This is a genomic window from Arthrobacter sp. THG-b23 (genome assembly GCF_059091265.1).
Genome location: NZ_JBNHGM010000012.1, coordinates 37,625 through 52,110, shown reverse-complemented (window position 1 = coordinate 52,110; position 14,486 = coordinate 37,625). Strand labels below are relative to the sequence as shown.

The following is a 14,486-nucleotide window of genomic DNA, read 5'->3' as shown; positions in this document are numbered from 1 at the left end:
GCGGGTGCGCGCCCCTGGGCGCGGGGCGGAGCCACGGCACGTGACGTGACACTCTGTGTCGCGCCTTGTACGCCATTGCTGATAGCGCCTTCGGACACGGTAACGTTTTCCCTATGTTTGAGTCTGACGTTCGTGAGTATCCCTTCGGCACCATGGTCACCGCTATGGTCACCCCCTTCACGGAGGAGGGAGAGGTCGATTACGGGAAGGCAGCCGAACTGGCGGACAAGCTGGTCCAGGACGGTTCCGACGGACTCGTCGTCACCGGCACCACCGGCGAGACCTCGACGCTCACCGACGATGAGAACGAGGGAATGTTCCGGGCCGTCGTTGAGGCAGTGGGCGGACGGGCCAAGGTGATTGCCGGGTCCACCACCAACGACACCCGCCACTCGATCAGCCTCTCCCGGCGCGCCGCCAGCGCCGGCGTGGACGGACTGCTCGTCACCGCCCCCTATTACAACAAGCCAAGCCAGGCCGGTGTGCAGGCCCACATCGAAACCATCGCTTCGGCCATCGACCTGCCGGTCATGGTCTACGACATCCCCGGCCGCGCCGGCATCAACATCGAGACGGAAACCCTGATCCGGCTGGCGGAGCACCCGCTCGTCGTCGCGCTCAAGGACGCCAAGGCGGACTATGCCGCAACCACCCGGGTCCTGGCCAACACGGACCTCGACGTATACGCGGGCGACGACGGCCTGACCCTGCCGCTGATGGCGGCCGGCGCAGTGGGCGTGGTCAGCGTGAGCGCGCACGTGGCCACCCGGCAGTTCCGCGAACTCGTCGATGCCGCACTGGCGGGGGACTTCGCCACCGCACGCCGGCTCCACTTCGAACTGGACCCGATCATCCGGGCGGTGATGACACACGTCCAGGGTGCGGTCGCTGCCAAGCAAATCTTGAAGTGGCAGGGCGTCCTGCCGAATTCGGTCGTCCGGCTCCCGCTGGTGGAACCGACGGAGGCCGAGCTCGCGCCGGTCCGCGCCGACCTGGCCGAGGCCGGCTTGGCGCTGGGGGTCTGACCACCCGATGAGCGAATCCACCATCACACAGTTGCGCACGCCGCCGCTGCTTGAACCGGGGACGCTCCGGATCGTTCCGCTCGGCGGACTCGGGGAAATCGGCCGCAACATGGCGGTCTTCGAGATCGACTCCAAGCTGCTGGTGGTCGACTGCGGCGTGCTGTTCCCGGAAGAGCACCAGCCGGGAGTGGACCTGATCCTGCCGGACTTCTCGTACATCGAGGACCGGCTCGACGACGTCGTCGGCGTGGTCCTCACCCACGGGCACGAAGACCACATCGGCGCGGTCCCGTACCTGCTGCGGATGCGGCAGGACATCCCGCTGATCGGTTCCCGGCTCACCCTGGCCCTGGTCGAGGCCAAGCTGGCCGAGCACCGGATCACACCGCATGCCCTCACCGTCACGGAGGGCCAGATCGAGCAGTTCGGTCCCTTCGAGTGCGAATTCGTGGCGGTCAACCACTCGATCCCGGACGCCTTGGCGGTCTTCATCCGCACTGCGGCCGGCACGGTGCTGCACACCGGCGACTTCAAGATGGACCAGTTGCCGCTGGACGGCCGGATCACCGACCTGCGCGCGTTCGCCCGGCTGGGGGAGGAAGGCGTGGACCTCTTCATGGCCGACTCCACGAACGCCGACGTCCCCGGCTTCACCACGGCGGAGAACGAAATCGGCCCGGTGCTGGAGCGTTTGTTCGGCCAAGTGCAAAAACGCATCATCGTCGCTTCCTTCGCCTCCCACGTGCACCGCGTGCAGCAGGTGCTCGACGCCGCCGCGGCCCACGGCCGGCATGTGGCGTTCGTCGGCCGCTCCATGGTGCGGAACATGGGCATCGCGGCCAAACTGGGCTACCTGAACGTCCCCGACGGCATCCTCGTGGACCTGAAAAACGTCGAGGACTTCCCGGACGACCGGATCGTGCTGATGTCCACCGGATCGCAAGGCGAGCCGATGGCGGCGCTGTCCCGGATGGCCAACGGCGACCACCGCGTCCAGGTCGGCGCGGGGGACACGGTGATCCTGGCGTCGTCGCTGATTCCTGGCAACGAGAACGCCGTCTTCCGGGTGATCAACGGCCTGCTGAAGCTTGGTGCCGACGTCATCCACAAGGGCAATGCCAAGGTCCACGTGTCCGGCCACGCCGCCGCCGGCGAACTGCTGTACTGCTACAACATCCTGCGGCCCAAGAACGCCCTGCCGGTGCACGGTGAGACCCGCCACCTGATCGCCAACGGCCGGCTGGCCGAGCAGACCGGCGTGCCCGCCGCTAACGTGCTGCTCGCGGACGACGGATCGGTCGTCGACTTGAAGGACGGCACGGCACGCATCGTCGGCCAGATCGAATGCGGCTACGTGTATGTGGACGGATCCAGCATCGGTGAAATCACCGACGCCGACCTCAAGGACCGCCGGATCCTGGGCGAGGAAGGCTTCATCTCCGTCATCACCGTGGTGAACCGCAGCACCGGCCAGATCGTCTCCGGCCCCGAAATCCATGCGCGCGGGTTCGCCGAGGACGATTCGGTGTTCGACGACATCAAACCCAAGATCATCGCCGCCCTGGAAGAAGCCGTGGTCAACAACATGGACCACACGACGTACCAACTGCAGCAGGTGGTCCGCCGGGTGATCGGCACGTGGGTGAACAAGCGGCACCGCCGCCGGCCGATGATCGTTCCCGTGGTCCTGGAGGCCTGATCCCGCAACCGGCGCAGCCGATCCGCCGGGGTGAAATCCCGCGGATAACGCCGGTCAGCCGGTAACCTAGCCACTATGGCGACTCGTACTTCCCCTGCCCGAAAAGGCACCCAGCAGTCGCGCGGTAAGGCTACAGGCACCACTGCGCGCTCCTCCTCGGGGCGTTCCAGCAAGACCAAGGTGCTCGATGTGCAGCCCCAGGAGGAGCAACTTCCGCTGCTGGCCCGGCTGATCCATGGGCTGTGGATGGGCGTGGCGCGCCCGGTGGCCGCGGGCGTCCGGAAGCTGGGCCCCGATGTGCGGCCCGATCCCGAACTGCGCCGTGACGGCACCGGCTTCTTCCTGCTGCTGTTGGCCGCCTGCGTGGCCACCGTGGAGTGGTGGGCGCTGGACGGCTGGTTCGGAGACGCCGTGCATGCCATGGCAGGCGGGACCTTCGGCTGGATGGCGCTGGTGTTGCCGGTGCTGCTGCTGATCATGGCCGTGCGCCTGATGCGCTACCCCGAGAACTCTCCCGCCAACAGCCGCATCTCCATCGGCCTCATCCTGGCGCTGGCGTCCGGTTCCGGGCTGGCCCATGTCATCGGCGGGCAGCCCGCGCTGGCCGACGGCTTCGATGCCCTGTGGGCGGCCGGCGGCATGGCCGGCTTCCTGCTTGCCGCACCGCTGGCAGCGGTCACCCTGTGGCTGCCGGTCGCCTTCTACGGACTGCTGGCCTTCACCAGCATCCTGATCGTGACCGCCACGCCGTTCCGCCACATACCCATGCGCCTCCGGATGCTCTACGAGCACCTGATGGGCCAGGACCCTTCGGCAGAAGCCGAGTACCGGCAGGCCGCCGACGGGCATGACCAGAGCTACCTCTACGCCGATGAAGCCCCGGTCAAGGAACGCAAGCCGCGGCGCAAGTTGTTCGGCAAGCGCAAGACCGAAGAGGCCGACGCCGACGACGAGGGTTTCTACTTCGACGAGGCGTTCGAAACACCGGTGATCGAAGCCGAGGAGCCTGAGGAAGAAGCCGGAACGGAGCAGGCGGCACCGGCCGTGCCGCCGGGGGTGCGCAGGCCCACCCAGGCCGAGCTCGCCGTCGAAAAAATCAAGCGCAACCAGGGGCTGGTACCCGAAGGCGCCACCGAGGCGTTGCCGGTGCTGCCGGCCGCCGCGGCGGCGGCCGCGGCCCCCACCGTGCCGGCCAACCCGGTGCAGCCGCAGCCGCCGACCACCCCCATCCCGCAGCGCACCGAGCAGTTGCAGTTGGCCGGTGACGTCGCCTACACCCTGCCGCCCTCGGATTTCCTGCCGCCGGGTCCGCCCTCGAAGGAACGCTCGGAGGCGAACGACGCCGTCGTCAAGGCACTGACCGAGACGCTGGACCAGTTCAAGGTAGACGCGAAGGTGACCGGGTTCTCCCGCGGCCCCACGGTGACCCGCTACGAGATCGAGCTGGCGCCGGGCACCAAGGTCGAACGGGTCACCGCGCTGTCGAAGAACATTTCCTACGCCGTGGCCAGCTCGGACGTGCGCATCCTGTCGCCGATTCCCGGAAAGTCGGCCATCGGCATCGAGATCCCGAACACGGACCGCGAGACGGTCTCCCTGGGCGACGTGCTCAGGTCGAACAACGCCCGCAAGACCGAGCATCCGATGGTCATGGGCGTGGGCAAGGACGTGGAGGGCGGGTTCGTGCTGGCCAACCTGGCCAAGATGCCGCACCTGCTCGTCGCGGGCGCCACCGGCGCGGGCAAGTCTTCGTTCGTGAATTCGATGATCACCTCCATCCTGATGCGCTCGACGCCGGACGAGGTGCGGATGGTCATGGTGGACCCCAAGCGCGTGGAACTGACCGCGTACGAGGGCGTGCCGCATCTGATCACGCCGATCATCACCAATCCGAAGAAGGCAGCCGAGGCGTTGCAGTGGGTGGTCCGGGAGATGGACACCCGCTACGACGACCTCGCCAACTTCGGTTTCAAGCACATCGATGATTTCAACAAGGCCGTGCGCAACGGGAAGGTTGTGCCGCCGGCCGGATCCAAGCGCGTGATCAAGCCCTACCCGTACCTGCTGGTGATCGTGGACGAGCTCGCGGACCTGATGATGGTCGCCCCGCGGGACGTTGAGGACTCCATCGTCCGCATCACCCAGCTTGCCCGCGCCGCCGGCATCCACCTGGTGTTGGCCACCCAGCGGCCTTCGGTGGACGTGGTGACCGGCTTGATCAAGGCCAACGTCCCGTCGCGGATGGCGTTCGCCACCTCGTCGGTGACCGACTCCCGCGTTGTGCTCGACCAGCCCGGCGCCGAGAAACTGATCGGCCAGGGCGACGCCCTGTTCCTGCCGATGGGCGCCAACAAGCCCATTCGCGTCCAGGGTGCCTGGGTCTCCGAATCGGAAATCCACCGGGTGGTGGAACACGTCAAGGGACAGCTGCAGGCCGTCTACCGGGAGGACGTCGCCGTCGAGGCGCCGAAGAAGCAGATCGACGACGACATCGGAGACGACCTGGACGTGCTGCTGCAGGCGACCGAACTCGTGGTCACCACGCAGTTCGGCTCGACGTCGATGCTGCAGCGGAAGCTGCGCGTGGGCTTCGCCAAGGCCGGCCGCCTGATGGACCTGCTCGAGTCCAGGGGCGTGGTCGGCCCGTCCGAGGGCTCGAAGGCACGCGACGTGTTGGTCAAGCCGGACGACCTGGCCGCGACGCTCGCCGCTATCCGGGGCGACGAGCCGCCGGCGGCCGCCCCGGGCGAGGCAAGCGAAGCAGATTCGCTGACGGAGGCGCTGGCAGAGAACGCCAACGCGAACCACGGATTCGACGGCCCGCGTGACTTGGTCGCCGAAGACCTGGACTCCCGGCCGCAGGCGGAGGAGTATTACGACGGCGACGATTCGGGGTCCGAGGACGCCTGGAGCCTGACCGGGCGCTGACGAGCGTGCCGCACTCCCGGTCGGCGGCCGAAGCGGCACGGCAGGCGGGTAGCCTTGAAACCGTGACTGATTCAGTGTCCCGGCCCGTGCCCCTGCTCAATATCGCCAACGTCCTCACCACGGTGCGGATCCTGCTGGTTCCGTTTTTCATCTGGTTCCTGCTGGTTGACGCCGGAGCGGGACAGCTGTTCCGCTGGTTGGCCGTGGTGGTTTTTGCCGTCGCGATCTACACCGACAAGCTGGACGGCGACCTGGCGCGGTCCCGGGGCCTGATCACCAACTTCGGCAAGATCGCCGACCCGATCGCCGACAAACTCCTGATCGGTTCGGCCCTGATCCTGCTGTCGGTGCTGGGCGACCTGCCGTGGTGGATCACCATCGTTATCCTGGTCCGGGAACTGGGCATCACCTTGCTGCGTTTCGTCGTCATCCGCTACGGCGTCATGCCGGCCTCGCGCGGCGGCAAGCTGAAGACCGTACTGCAAACCTTGGCGATCTTCCTCTTCCTCCTGCCGCTGGAGGCATGGCTCGGAGCCTGGGCCGTCTGGGCGGCCTTTGCCGTCATGGCGGTCGCCGTCGTCGTTACAGTGGTGACCGGGGTCGACTATGTGGTCAAAGCCGCGGCACTGCGCCGTACTGCCCTCGCGAAGGCCCAGGGCCGGCAGTGAACCACACACCCGCGTCCGTGGTCGTCGGGGCCGCCATCGCACGGAAGGTGACGTTGGCCACCGCCGAATCCCTGACGGCAGGAATGGTGGCTGCCGAGCTGGCCACCGTGCCGGGAGCCTCGGGTACGCTCCAGGGCGGCGTTGTGTCTTACCAGGGCCGGATCAAGACAGCGGTGCTCGGCGTCGACGCGGGGCTGTTGGCGCGCGAGGGCGCGGTCACCGAAGCGGTCGCGTGCCAGATGGCCGACGGCGCCAGGCGCGTGTTGCAGGCGGATATCGCGGTGTCCACCACCGGGGTGGCGGGACCGGAACCGCACGGCGGACGGGATCCAGGAACCGTGTGGATCGGCGTTGCGTCCCCGGAAGGCACGCGTGCCGTCGAGTTCCACTTCGAGGGGGACCGCGCCCACATCCGGCGGCTGGCGTGTGAAGCCGCCATCGATGAACTGGGCCGCGCGATCGACTCCGCGGCAGGCCTGGCGGTAACGGAGATTCGGGCCCGGGAACAAAAACTTTGATTCAGTAGTTATCAAAGGGTGTCAGCAACTGTTACGTTGTTGGCCTAGGCTTGGAAGACAGCGGCGCAGGCCGCACACCTCATGAGGGAGCAAGGCGATACAGATGGTAAAGCAGCCCGTGTCCGTAAACGGTGTAGTCCGTTGGCGTGATGTGGGATTGGCCGAAGAACCGCGCAGGGAGCAGAAGGAGCGCAAAATGGTGGTGCTACGACACGAAATTGGTGACGTCCTCCGCGATGTCCGGCAGCGTCAGGGACGTACCCTGCGCGAAGTGTCGCACAGCGCCCGTGTCTCCCTTGGATACCTGAGCGAAGTCGAACGCGGTCAGAAGGAAGCATCGTCGGAACTCTTGTCCTCGATCTGCTCGGCCTTGGACGTTCCCCTGTCGCACATGCTTCGGGAAGTCAGCGACCGCGTCGCTGACGCCGAGGGCGTTGTCATCCCCGACACCGTCCCGCAGGAACTGTCCCGGGAGTTTGTCGGGGCCATTCCCGACGAGCTGCCCGACGAGCTCCGCGGATTGGCTTCCGCCCGCTACTGACTTAAAAACCCGAACCGGCCGGTTCCGCCCCTGTGGCGGGACCGGCCGGCTTTTTTTTACCCGGCATTGTCCGCGGGGCCGCGCCTGCGTGTCGGCGGGAATCCCTGCTGCTAATGGACCGGCGGCTCGTTCGCGTAGGAAGCGTTGAGCCGGTCCAGCAACTGTCCCAGCGTGGACAAGTCTTCGACGGACCAGTCGCCGAGACGCTCGTGGAAGGCGACTTTGCGCGCGGCCTGGGCCTCGGCCAGCTTCTCCAGCCCGGCAGGAGTCAGGGTGATCGATTGGGCCCGTCCGTCCAGTGGATCAGCCTCCTTGCCCACCAGTCCCAACTGTTCCAGCATGGCGATCTGGCGGCTGACAGAGGGTTTGCCAACGCCGATGGCCGCCGCCAGTTCGGTCAGGCGCATGGAGCGCTCCCGCTGGAGGATCAGCAGCAGCCCGTAAGCGGCAGGCTCCATATCCGGGTGGACGTTGCGCGCCACCCGGTGCGAGTTCGCCCTGGCCCGGCGCCAGAGCAGGCTCAACTGCCGTTCAAGTGCTTCGATGGCCGCATCGAACCCTGCATCTGCGCTGCCTGTGGCATGGTCTGTCATGGGCTAATTGTAATGAGCGGCGTGCAGACGAAGGGCAACGGAGGCCTGACGCGCCGTATGCGCCGGCGGCCGGCGCCGAATCCGGGTCGCGGCCGGTTGTTACCGGACGGACACGTGAGAAGATGGACGCGTGCGAACCAGTGACTTCTGGCGGTTGATGGACGATGAATTCGGTCCCGCGTACTCGCATGTCCTCGCTGCCGATCTGGTACTGGGGCAACTCGGGGGCCGTACCGCGGCGGAAGCGCTGGCCGCAGGAATCCCGCCCAAATCCGTGTGGCTGGCCCTCTGCGATGTCCAGGATGTTCCCCCGGAACGGCGCTGGGGCAAGGACCGCGAGCCGCGCGGCTGAAACAGACACGCCCGCGCCAAAAAGCCGATATGTTCGAAAGTGTGTTCGGATCCCGCTAAGCTTCTACACAGACCCCCGGGTGGACGGATTATCCACACGCTCCGCTGCCGATCCCATTTTGTCCGAACCGGCGGTTACGGTCGGAAGACGTCAAGACAAAAAAGGCCCGAGGGCCGCAAGAGACTGAGGTGAACAATGGCCGCACCAGCTGACCGCGAGAAGGCACTGGAAGCTGCGCTGGCGCAGATCGACAAGCAGTTCGGCAAGGGGTCGGTGATGCGGCTCGGTGACGACACGCGCGCCCCCATCGAAACGATCTCCACCAGCTCGATCACCTTGGATGCGGCGCTGGGCATCGGCGGTTTGCCGCGGGGCCGCGTGGTGGAAATCTACGGTCCGGAATCCTCCGGCAAGACCACCGTGGCGCTTCACGCCGTGGCCAGCGCGCAGCGGAACGGCGGCATCGCAGCCTTCATCGACGCCGAGCACGCCCTGGACCCCGAATATGCCAAGAAGCTTGGCGTTGACACCGACGCCTTGCTGGTGTCGCAGCCGGATACCGGTGAGCAGGCCCTGGAAATCATGGACATGCTGATTGGCTCCGGCTCGCTGGATATCATCGTGATCGACTCCGTCGCAGCCCTCGTGCCCCGCGCGGAAATCGAGGGCGAAATGGGCGACAGCCACGTTGGTCTCCAGGCGCGCCTCATGAGCCAGGCCCTGCGAAAGATCACCGGGCGACTCAACCAATCGAAGACCACGGCAATTTTCATCAACCAGCTGCGCGAAAAGATCGGCGTGTTCTTCGGCAGCCCGGAGACCACCACGGGCGGTAAGGCGCTGAAGTTTTATGCATCGGTGCGCATCGATGTGCGCCGGATCGAAACCTTGAAAGACGGCGCCAACCCGGTGGGCAACCGCACCCGGGCCAAAATCGTCAAGAACAAGATGGCCCCGCCTTTCAAGCAGGCAGAGTTCGACATTCTCTACGGTCATGGCATTTCCCGCGAGGGCAGCCTGATCGACATGGGCGTGGAACATTCGCTGGTCAAGAAGTCAGGCGCCTGGTTCACCTACGACGGTGACCAGCTTGGCCAAGGCAAGGAAAACGCCCGTAAGTTCCTGATCGACAACCCGGACCTGGCAGATGAGCTGGAGCGCAAAATCCGGCAGAAGCTCGGGATCGACCCCGTTCCGGACAGCGGAGAAGAAGGCGGGCCGAAGCTCAAGGCCGTCGACGGATTCTAGGTGGCCCGCAGGAACGGGCCGGCCGCCGGGCCCACGCCGGGCAGCCCGGCCGATCTGGCGCCCGAGGCGGATCCGCACGCCGTGGCACGCTCGATTGTGCTGGGCGCGCTGACACGGTCCCCGAAGAGCCGCGCCCAGCTGGCCGCTAAGCTGGCTGAGCGCGGCGTCCCGGACGACGTCGCCGAGTCGGTCCTCGATCGTTTCGAAGAGGTCAAGCTCATCGACGACGCAGAGTTTGCCGAAATGTGGGTGCGCAGCCGCTCCCAGACCCGTTCCTTGGCGCGCGCTGCGCTCAAGCGGGAACTCGCGGAGAAGGGGATTTCCGGCGACATCGCCGAGCAGGCGCTTGACCAGCTTTCGCCCGACGACGAGCTTGAAGCCGCGCGGGGACTGGTTCGCCGCAAGATCCGTCCCGACTGGCACCTGGCCGACCGGTCCGAAAGGGACAAGCATCTGCGGCGGTTGGTTTCCATGCTGGCCCGCAAGGGCTATTCGCCCTCCCTCGCCTACCGGGTTGCGGATGAGGAACTCGGCGACGCCGCCACCCCGGAGTACTAAGCCCAGCCGTTATGGTTTTGAGACTTTTCCTGAAATGGTCGGTACTATTGTGCGACTGTGAGCCCATCGCATAATGAACGTCGACAATTCACCCAGCTACGCAGGAGCACCCGCAGGCGGCGCCGCCTCCGGATTGCGGCGGGCCTGGCTCTTGGCTCTGTCGCTGCCGTCGGTGCAACCGCGGCAGCGGGCCTCCACAACGGTCCAAGCCCATCCGCAGCCGTGGGATCCCTCGGAGCCCCGGTGGAGCAGCTGATGGGTTGGAGCGACCCGGACGAGGGACAGCGGGCGTTGGTGCGTGCTGCCCAGCGGCAGCAAGAGCAGGGGGCGTCCACAGACGCAGGTGCCCAGCAGAAATCCGCCCGGGCGGGGGAAGCAAGCCACGCGGGGGAGCAGGAAACTGCCGCCGGACAGGCGGAGGAAGCCGCTGCTGCGGAGGGCACAGAGCAGGAAGCCGCCGCCCCGGAGAGTGCGGGGCAACAAGGCACCGCCGGGGCGCAGACGAATCAGACACGGGAGGCCGCGCCGGCGGACACGGCCGGGAAGGCAGCTGCGGCGGACGCGGCCAAAGAACAAGCCGCACCGGGCGCAGCCGAAGAGCATGCTGCAGCTGGTGCAGCCGCAGAACAAGACGGCTCCCGGGCGCCCGCCGAAGCGCCGAGGAGCGACTCCGGGCCAGCCGACGCCTACGCCGGAGACGCCCTGTCTTCCGCAGGCTGGGCCGCCGGAGAGTTGGGCTGCCTCGAAACGCTGTGGAACACGGAAGCGGAAGGAAGCTCCAGCGGTGGCGATGCGACCAGCGGCGGGTATTCCTTCCGGACCTCGATCGACCGCGGCCTGGACTACATCGAGTCCCGGTACGGTTCGCCGTGCCTGGCACTGGACTTCCAGCTGGACAATAACTGGTACTGATCTTCGGCCCGCAGATTGTGGCCCGTCCCGCCGCAGGCCGTACCCTTGTAAGGTGAGTTTGACTGCCCCTGCCCCGACCATCGAGTTGCAGCCCGAAGCCCGCACTTACCAAGTGCGCACGTTCGGCTGCCAGATGAACGTACACGATTCCGAGCGGCTTGCCGGGCTCCTCGAAGCAGCCGGCCTGGTCGAATCCCAAGGCGGGCAGGCCGACGTCGTGGTGTTCAACACCTGTGCGGTGCGGGAGAACGCCGACAACAAGCTGTACGGCAACCTTGGCCAGCTCGCCCCCGTGAAGGAACGCAACCCCGGCATGCAGATCGCCGTCGGTGGTTGCCTGGCGCAGAAGGACCGCGAGACGATCCTCCGGAAGGCGCCCTGGGTGGACGTCGTGTTCGGCACTCACAACGTGGGTTCGCTTCCCGCGCTGCTGGAGCGTGCCCGGCACAATAACGAAGCGCAGCTGGAAATCCTCGAATCGCTCGATGTCTTCCCCTCGACGCTGCCCACAAAGCGCGACGCGGTGTACTCCGGGTGGGTTTCCATCTCGGTCGGTTGCAACAACACCTGCACGTTCTGCATCGTGCCCTCGCTGCGCGGCAAGGAACGCGACCGCCGGCCGGGGGACATCCTGGCGGAGGTCCAGGCCTTGGTCGACGACGGTGCCATCGAGGTCACCCTGCTGGGGCAGAACGTGAACTCCTACGGCGTGGAATTCGGCGACCGCGGCGCCTTCGCGAAGCTGCTGCGCGCCTGCGGCAGCATTAGCGGCCTTGAGCGGGTCCGGTTCACCAGCCCGCACCCGGCGGCATTTACCGACGACGTCATCGACGCCATGGCCGAAACACCCAACGTGATGCCGCAGCTGCACATGCCGCTGCAGTCCGGTTCGGACAAGGTCCTGAAGGACATGCGCCGCTCGTACCGGTCCACGAAGTTCCTCGGCATCCTCGACAAGGTCCGGGAACGGATTCCGCACGCGGCTATCTCTACCGACATCATCGTCGGCTTTCCGGGGGAGACGGAGGAGGACTTCCAGGCCACGCTGGACGTGGTGGAACGGGCCCGCTTCGCCAGTGCCTTCACCTTCCAGTACTCCAAGCGGCCCGGCACCCCGGCCGCGGAACTGCCGGACCAGCTGCCCAAGGCCGTGGTGCAGGAGCGCTACGAGCGTTTGATTGCCCTGCAGGACCGGATTGCTGCCGAAGAGAACGCCAAACAACTGGGCAGACGGCTCGAGGTCATGGTGACAGCCCAGCAGGGACGCAAAGCGGAAGCAACCCACCGGCTCTCCGGGCGGGCCCGTGACCAGCGGCTGGTGCACTTTTCCGTGCCCGAGGGCGCGCCGGCGCCGCGGCCGGGCGATCTGGTCACGGTGACAGTCACCGAGGCGGCGCCCTTCCACCTGATCGCCGACCCGCTGTCCGAAGCGGACTACCAGCTGCGCCGCTCACGGGCCGGTGATGCGTGGGACCGCTCCCAGGCAGATTCCTGTGCCGTACCCGCGGCCCCGGGCAGGCCTGCCCAGGTGTCGCTGGGCATGCCGGCGCTGCCCGGCCGAACCGCCTGACGGCGATGCCGGTCCACCCGCAAACGCTGCCGGACGGCCCGGCGGTCATCGCCGTCGTCGGCCCCACCGGATCCGGAAAGTCTGACCTCGCCGTGGCGCTGGCCCGGCGGATGGGCGGGGAAGTGATCAACGCCGACGCCATGCAGTTTTACCGCGGCATGGATATCGGCACGGCCAAAATGGACGTGGCTGAGCGGCAAGGGATCGAGCACCACCTGCTCGACATCCTCGACGTGACGGAAGAGGCGAGTGTCTCGGCGTACCAACAACAGGCCAGGGAAGCTATCGATGCCGTGCACGGACGGGGGCGCAGGGCCATCCTCGTCGGTGGCTCGGGATTGTATGTACGGGCCGCCCTCGACGCGATCGAGTTTCCGGGCACCGATCCGGCCCTGCGCCGGGCCCTGGAGGAAGAGCTGGAGGCGCGCGGCCTCGCGGCCATGCGGGAACGGCTGCGGCAGGTCGACCCGGTTTCCGCCGGGCGGCTGGCTGATGCCCGCCGGGTCGTCCGGGCGCTGGAAGTCCGGCAACTGACCGGGCGTCCGTTCAGCTCCTACATGCCCGAGCGGGAGTATGTCCGCCCAACCGTGCAGATCGGCCTCCGAGTGGACCGCGAGCAGCTAAGGCACCGCCTGGCCGGTCGCGTCCATACGATGGTGGAACGCGGACTGCTGGACGAGGTCGCCGCACTGGACCGGCAGGGTCTGCGCCAGGGCCGAACAGCCTCGCGGGCGCTCGGCTACGCACAGTTTCTGAAGGTGGTCGACGGCGAATGGACCCGGGACGAGGCCGCCGAGGACACCATCACCGCCACCCGCAAGTTCGCGCGGCGCCAGCTGACGTGGTTCCGCGCCGATCCCAGGATTCACTGGCTCGACTGGGAGGATCCGCTGGTGGCGGACAAGGCGGCCGCGCACATCGCTAAGCTTGAGCCGTGAGCAACCCCATTCCCGACCATCTGTCGGCCCTCGCCGGGCTGTCCTTCGCCAAGGGGCACGGCACCGGCAACGACTTCGTGCTGATTGCCGATCCGGACGGCGTCAAGGACATCGGGGCCGAAGCTGTCGCCGGCCTCTGCCACCGACACCTGGGCATCGGCGCAGACGGGCTCATCCGTGCGGTCCGGTCCCGGCACCTGCCCGAGGGCCGTGAGCTGCTGGAAAGGGCGCCGGACGCCGAGTGGTTCATGGACTACCGCAACGCCGACGGCTCAACCTCTCAGATGTGCGGCAATGGGGTCCGCGTGTTCGTGCACTTCCTGCTGGCCGAAGGACTGGTCGAGCTGCCGGCGGGGGAATTTCTGACGATCGGCACCCGGGCGGGCATCAAAATCGTCAGCAGGTCCGCCAACGGCTATGCCGTGGACATGGGGCCGTGGGAGTTCATCTATCCGGCGGAGGCTGCCGCCAAGGCGATGGATTCCACGGTAAGCGCAGGCGGCCTCCAGGTGCCGCGGCCCGCACTGTCGGTGAGCCTGGGGAACCCGCACACGGTGGTCGCCCTCGCAGGGCTCGAAGAACTGGCCGCCACCGAATTGTTCCACGCGCCGGCCGTGGATCCGGTTCCGGAGCACGGTACGAACGTGGAGTTTGTCGTGCCGGCGGAACCCCTCGTGGCCGACGGAGCCGGGCACATCAGCATGCGCGTGCACGAGCGCGGGGTGGGGGAGACGCAGTCCTGCGGGACCGGCGCCTGTGCTGCTGCCGCCGCCATCCGCTACTGGGCGGGTGCCGGCGCTCCCGACGACTGGCAGGTCGGGGTGCCGGGCGGAGTCGTCCGCGTCCGGTTCATCCCTGCGGCCGACGGGCGGGAACATGTGGAGCTGAGCGGCCCCGCCGTGCTGGTGTCCCGAGGCACGCTGGCCTGAGGGAAGC

General features: G+C 67.1%; 14 protein-coding genes. 13 read left to right on the top strand and 1 reads right to left on the bottom strand.

All coding sequences use genetic code 11. The annotated features are described in order from the left end of the window. The first annotated feature begins 113 nt into the window (after positions 1 to 113). The 6 genes from dapA to AC5RVD_RS16365 all read left to right on the top strand — a co-directional run bounded on the left by dapA (position 114) and on the right by AC5RVD_RS16365 (position 7,379). Positions 114 to 1,025 carry a 4-hydroxy-tetrahydrodipicolinate synthase gene (gene dapA / locus AC5RVD_RS16390; RefSeq protein ID WP_494127508.1) on the top strand — a complete coding sequence of 304 codons (912 nt, stop codon included), beginning with the start codon at positions 114 to 116 and terminating at the stop codon, positions 1,023 to 1,025. Positions 1,026 to 1,032: 7 nt separating this feature from the next. Further along, complete coding sequence (locus AC5RVD_RS16385; RefSeq protein ID WP_494127507.1) at positions 1,033 to 2,724, top strand: ribonuclease J; 1,692 nt, start codon at positions 1,033 to 1,035, stop codon at positions 2,722 to 2,724. 75 nt (positions 2,725 to 2,799) lie between these two features. Next, positions 2,800 to 5,652, top strand: a complete 2,853-nt coding sequence (locus AC5RVD_RS16380) for an FtsK/SpoIIIE family DNA translocase (RefSeq protein ID WP_494113329.1) — start codon at positions 2,800 to 2,802, stop codon at positions 5,650 to 5,652. Positions 5,653 to 5,714: 62 nt separating this feature from the next. Then, positions 5,715 to 6,320 carry a CDP-diacylglycerol--glycerol-3-phosphate 3-phosphatidyltransferase gene (pgsA, locus tag AC5RVD_RS16375; protein WP_494113328.1) on the top strand — a complete coding sequence of 202 codons (606 nt, stop codon included), beginning with the start codon at positions 5,715 to 5,717 and terminating at the stop codon, positions 6,318 to 6,320. Continuing rightward, a complete protein-coding gene (locus AC5RVD_RS16370) occupies positions 6,317 to 6,838 on the top strand; it encodes a CinA family protein (protein WP_494113327.1) in 522 nt (173 codons plus the stop codon). The genes pgsA and AC5RVD_RS16370 overlap by 4 nt, the downstream gene beginning before the upstream one ends. Before the next feature lie 103 nt (positions 6,839 to 6,941). Continuing rightward, positions 6,942 to 7,379 carry a helix-turn-helix domain-containing protein gene (locus AC5RVD_RS16365; protein ID WP_493988187.1) on the top strand — a complete coding sequence of 146 codons (438 nt, stop codon included), beginning with the start codon at positions 6,942 to 6,944 and terminating at the stop codon, positions 7,377 to 7,379. 110 nt (positions 7,380 to 7,489) lie between these two features. On the opposite strand, the gene AC5RVD_RS16360 is transcribed toward AC5RVD_RS16365, so the two are convergent. Further along, complete coding sequence (locus AC5RVD_RS16360; RefSeq protein WP_493977755.1) at positions 7,490 to 7,972, bottom strand: MarR family winged helix-turn-helix transcriptional regulator; 483 nt, start codon at positions 7,970 to 7,972, stop codon at positions 7,490 to 7,492. Between the two features lie 130 nt (positions 7,973 to 8,102). Here AC5RVD_RS16360 and AC5RVD_RS16355 point away from each other — a divergent pair, with 130 nt between their 5' ends. The 7 genes from AC5RVD_RS16355 (at position 8,103) to dapF (ending at position 14,479) form a co-directional block, all read left to right on the top strand. Next, positions 8,103 to 8,324 (top strand): DUF3046 domain-containing protein, encoded by a 222-nt coding sequence (locus AC5RVD_RS16355; protein WP_493988188.1) that lies wholly within the window; start codon positions 8,103 to 8,105, stop codon positions 8,322 to 8,324. Between the two features lie 195 nt (positions 8,325 to 8,519). Beyond that, a complete protein-coding gene (gene recA, locus AC5RVD_RS16350) occupies positions 8,520 to 9,572 on the top strand; it encodes a recombinase RecA (protein WP_494113325.1) in 1,053 nt (350 codons plus the stop codon). A gap of 81 nt (positions 9,573 to 9,653) precedes the next feature. After that, entirely contained in the window at positions 9,654 to 10,130 is a 477-nt protein-coding gene (locus AC5RVD_RS16345; RefSeq protein ID WP_494127518.1) for a regulatory protein RecX, read from the top strand. Between the two features lie 255 nt (positions 10,131 to 10,385). Further along, positions 10,386 to 11,042 carry a hypothetical protein gene (locus tag AC5RVD_RS16340; RefSeq protein WP_494127506.1) on the top strand — a complete coding sequence of 219 codons (657 nt, stop codon included), beginning with the start codon at positions 10,386 to 10,388 and terminating at the stop codon, positions 11,040 to 11,042. Positions 11,043 to 11,094: 52 nt separating this feature from the next. Then, positions 11,095 to 12,612 carry a tRNA (N6-isopentenyl adenosine(37)-C2)-methylthiotransferase MiaB gene (gene miaB / locus AC5RVD_RS16335; RefSeq protein ID WP_494127505.1) on the top strand — a complete coding sequence of 506 codons (1,518 nt, stop codon included), beginning with the start codon at positions 11,095 to 11,097 and terminating at the stop codon, positions 12,610 to 12,612. Between the two features lie 5 nt (positions 12,613 to 12,617). Beyond that, positions 12,618 to 13,550 carry a tRNA (adenosine(37)-N6)-dimethylallyltransferase MiaA gene (gene miaA / locus AC5RVD_RS16330; RefSeq protein ID WP_494113322.1) on the top strand — a complete coding sequence of 311 codons (933 nt, stop codon included), beginning with the start codon at positions 12,618 to 12,620 and terminating at the stop codon, positions 13,548 to 13,550. Beyond that, the gene (gene dapF / locus AC5RVD_RS16325) at positions 13,547 to 14,479 is read left to right on the top strand and encodes a diaminopimelate epimerase (RefSeq protein ID WP_494127504.1); all 933 of its coding nucleotides are present in this window, start codon (positions 13,547 to 13,549) and stop codon (positions 14,477 to 14,479) included. Before miaA ends, dapF begins: the two co-directional genes overlap by 4 nt. The last annotated feature ends 7 nt before the right edge of the window (positions 14,480 to 14,486 follow it).

Excerpts from the sequence above, each read along its gene's own strand:
- AC5RVD_RS16365 (WP_493988187.1), top strand. The coding sequence starts at position 6,942 with ATGGTAAAGCAGCCCGTGTCCGTAAACGGTGTAGTCCGTTGGCGTGAT.
- miaA (WP_494113322.1), top strand. The coding sequence starts at position 12,618 with ATGCCGGTCCACCCGCAAACGCTGCCGGACGGCCCGGCGGTCATCGCC.
- recA (WP_494113325.1), top strand. The coding sequence starts at position 8,520 with ATGGCCGCACCAGCTGACCGCGAGAAGGCACTGGAAGCTGCGCTGGCG.
- AC5RVD_RS16340 (WP_494127506.1), top strand. The coding sequence starts at position 10,386 with ATGGGTTGGAGCGACCCGGACGAGGGACAGCGGGCGTTGGTGCGTGCT.
- AC5RVD_RS16360 (WP_493977755.1), bottom strand. The coding sequence starts at position 7,972 with ATGACAGACCATGCCACAGGCAGCGCAGATGCAGGGTTCGATGCGGCC.
- AC5RVD_RS16380 (WP_494113329.1), top strand. The coding sequence starts at position 2,800 with ATGGCGACTCGTACTTCCCCTGCCCGAAAAGGCACCCAGCAGTCGCGC.
- dapA (WP_494127508.1), top strand. The coding sequence starts at position 114 with ATGTTTGAGTCTGACGTTCGTGAGTATCCCTTCGGCACCATGGTCACC.
- AC5RVD_RS16385 (WP_494127507.1), top strand. The coding sequence starts at position 1,033 with ATGAGCGAATCCACCATCACACAGTTGCGCACGCCGCCGCTGCTTGAA.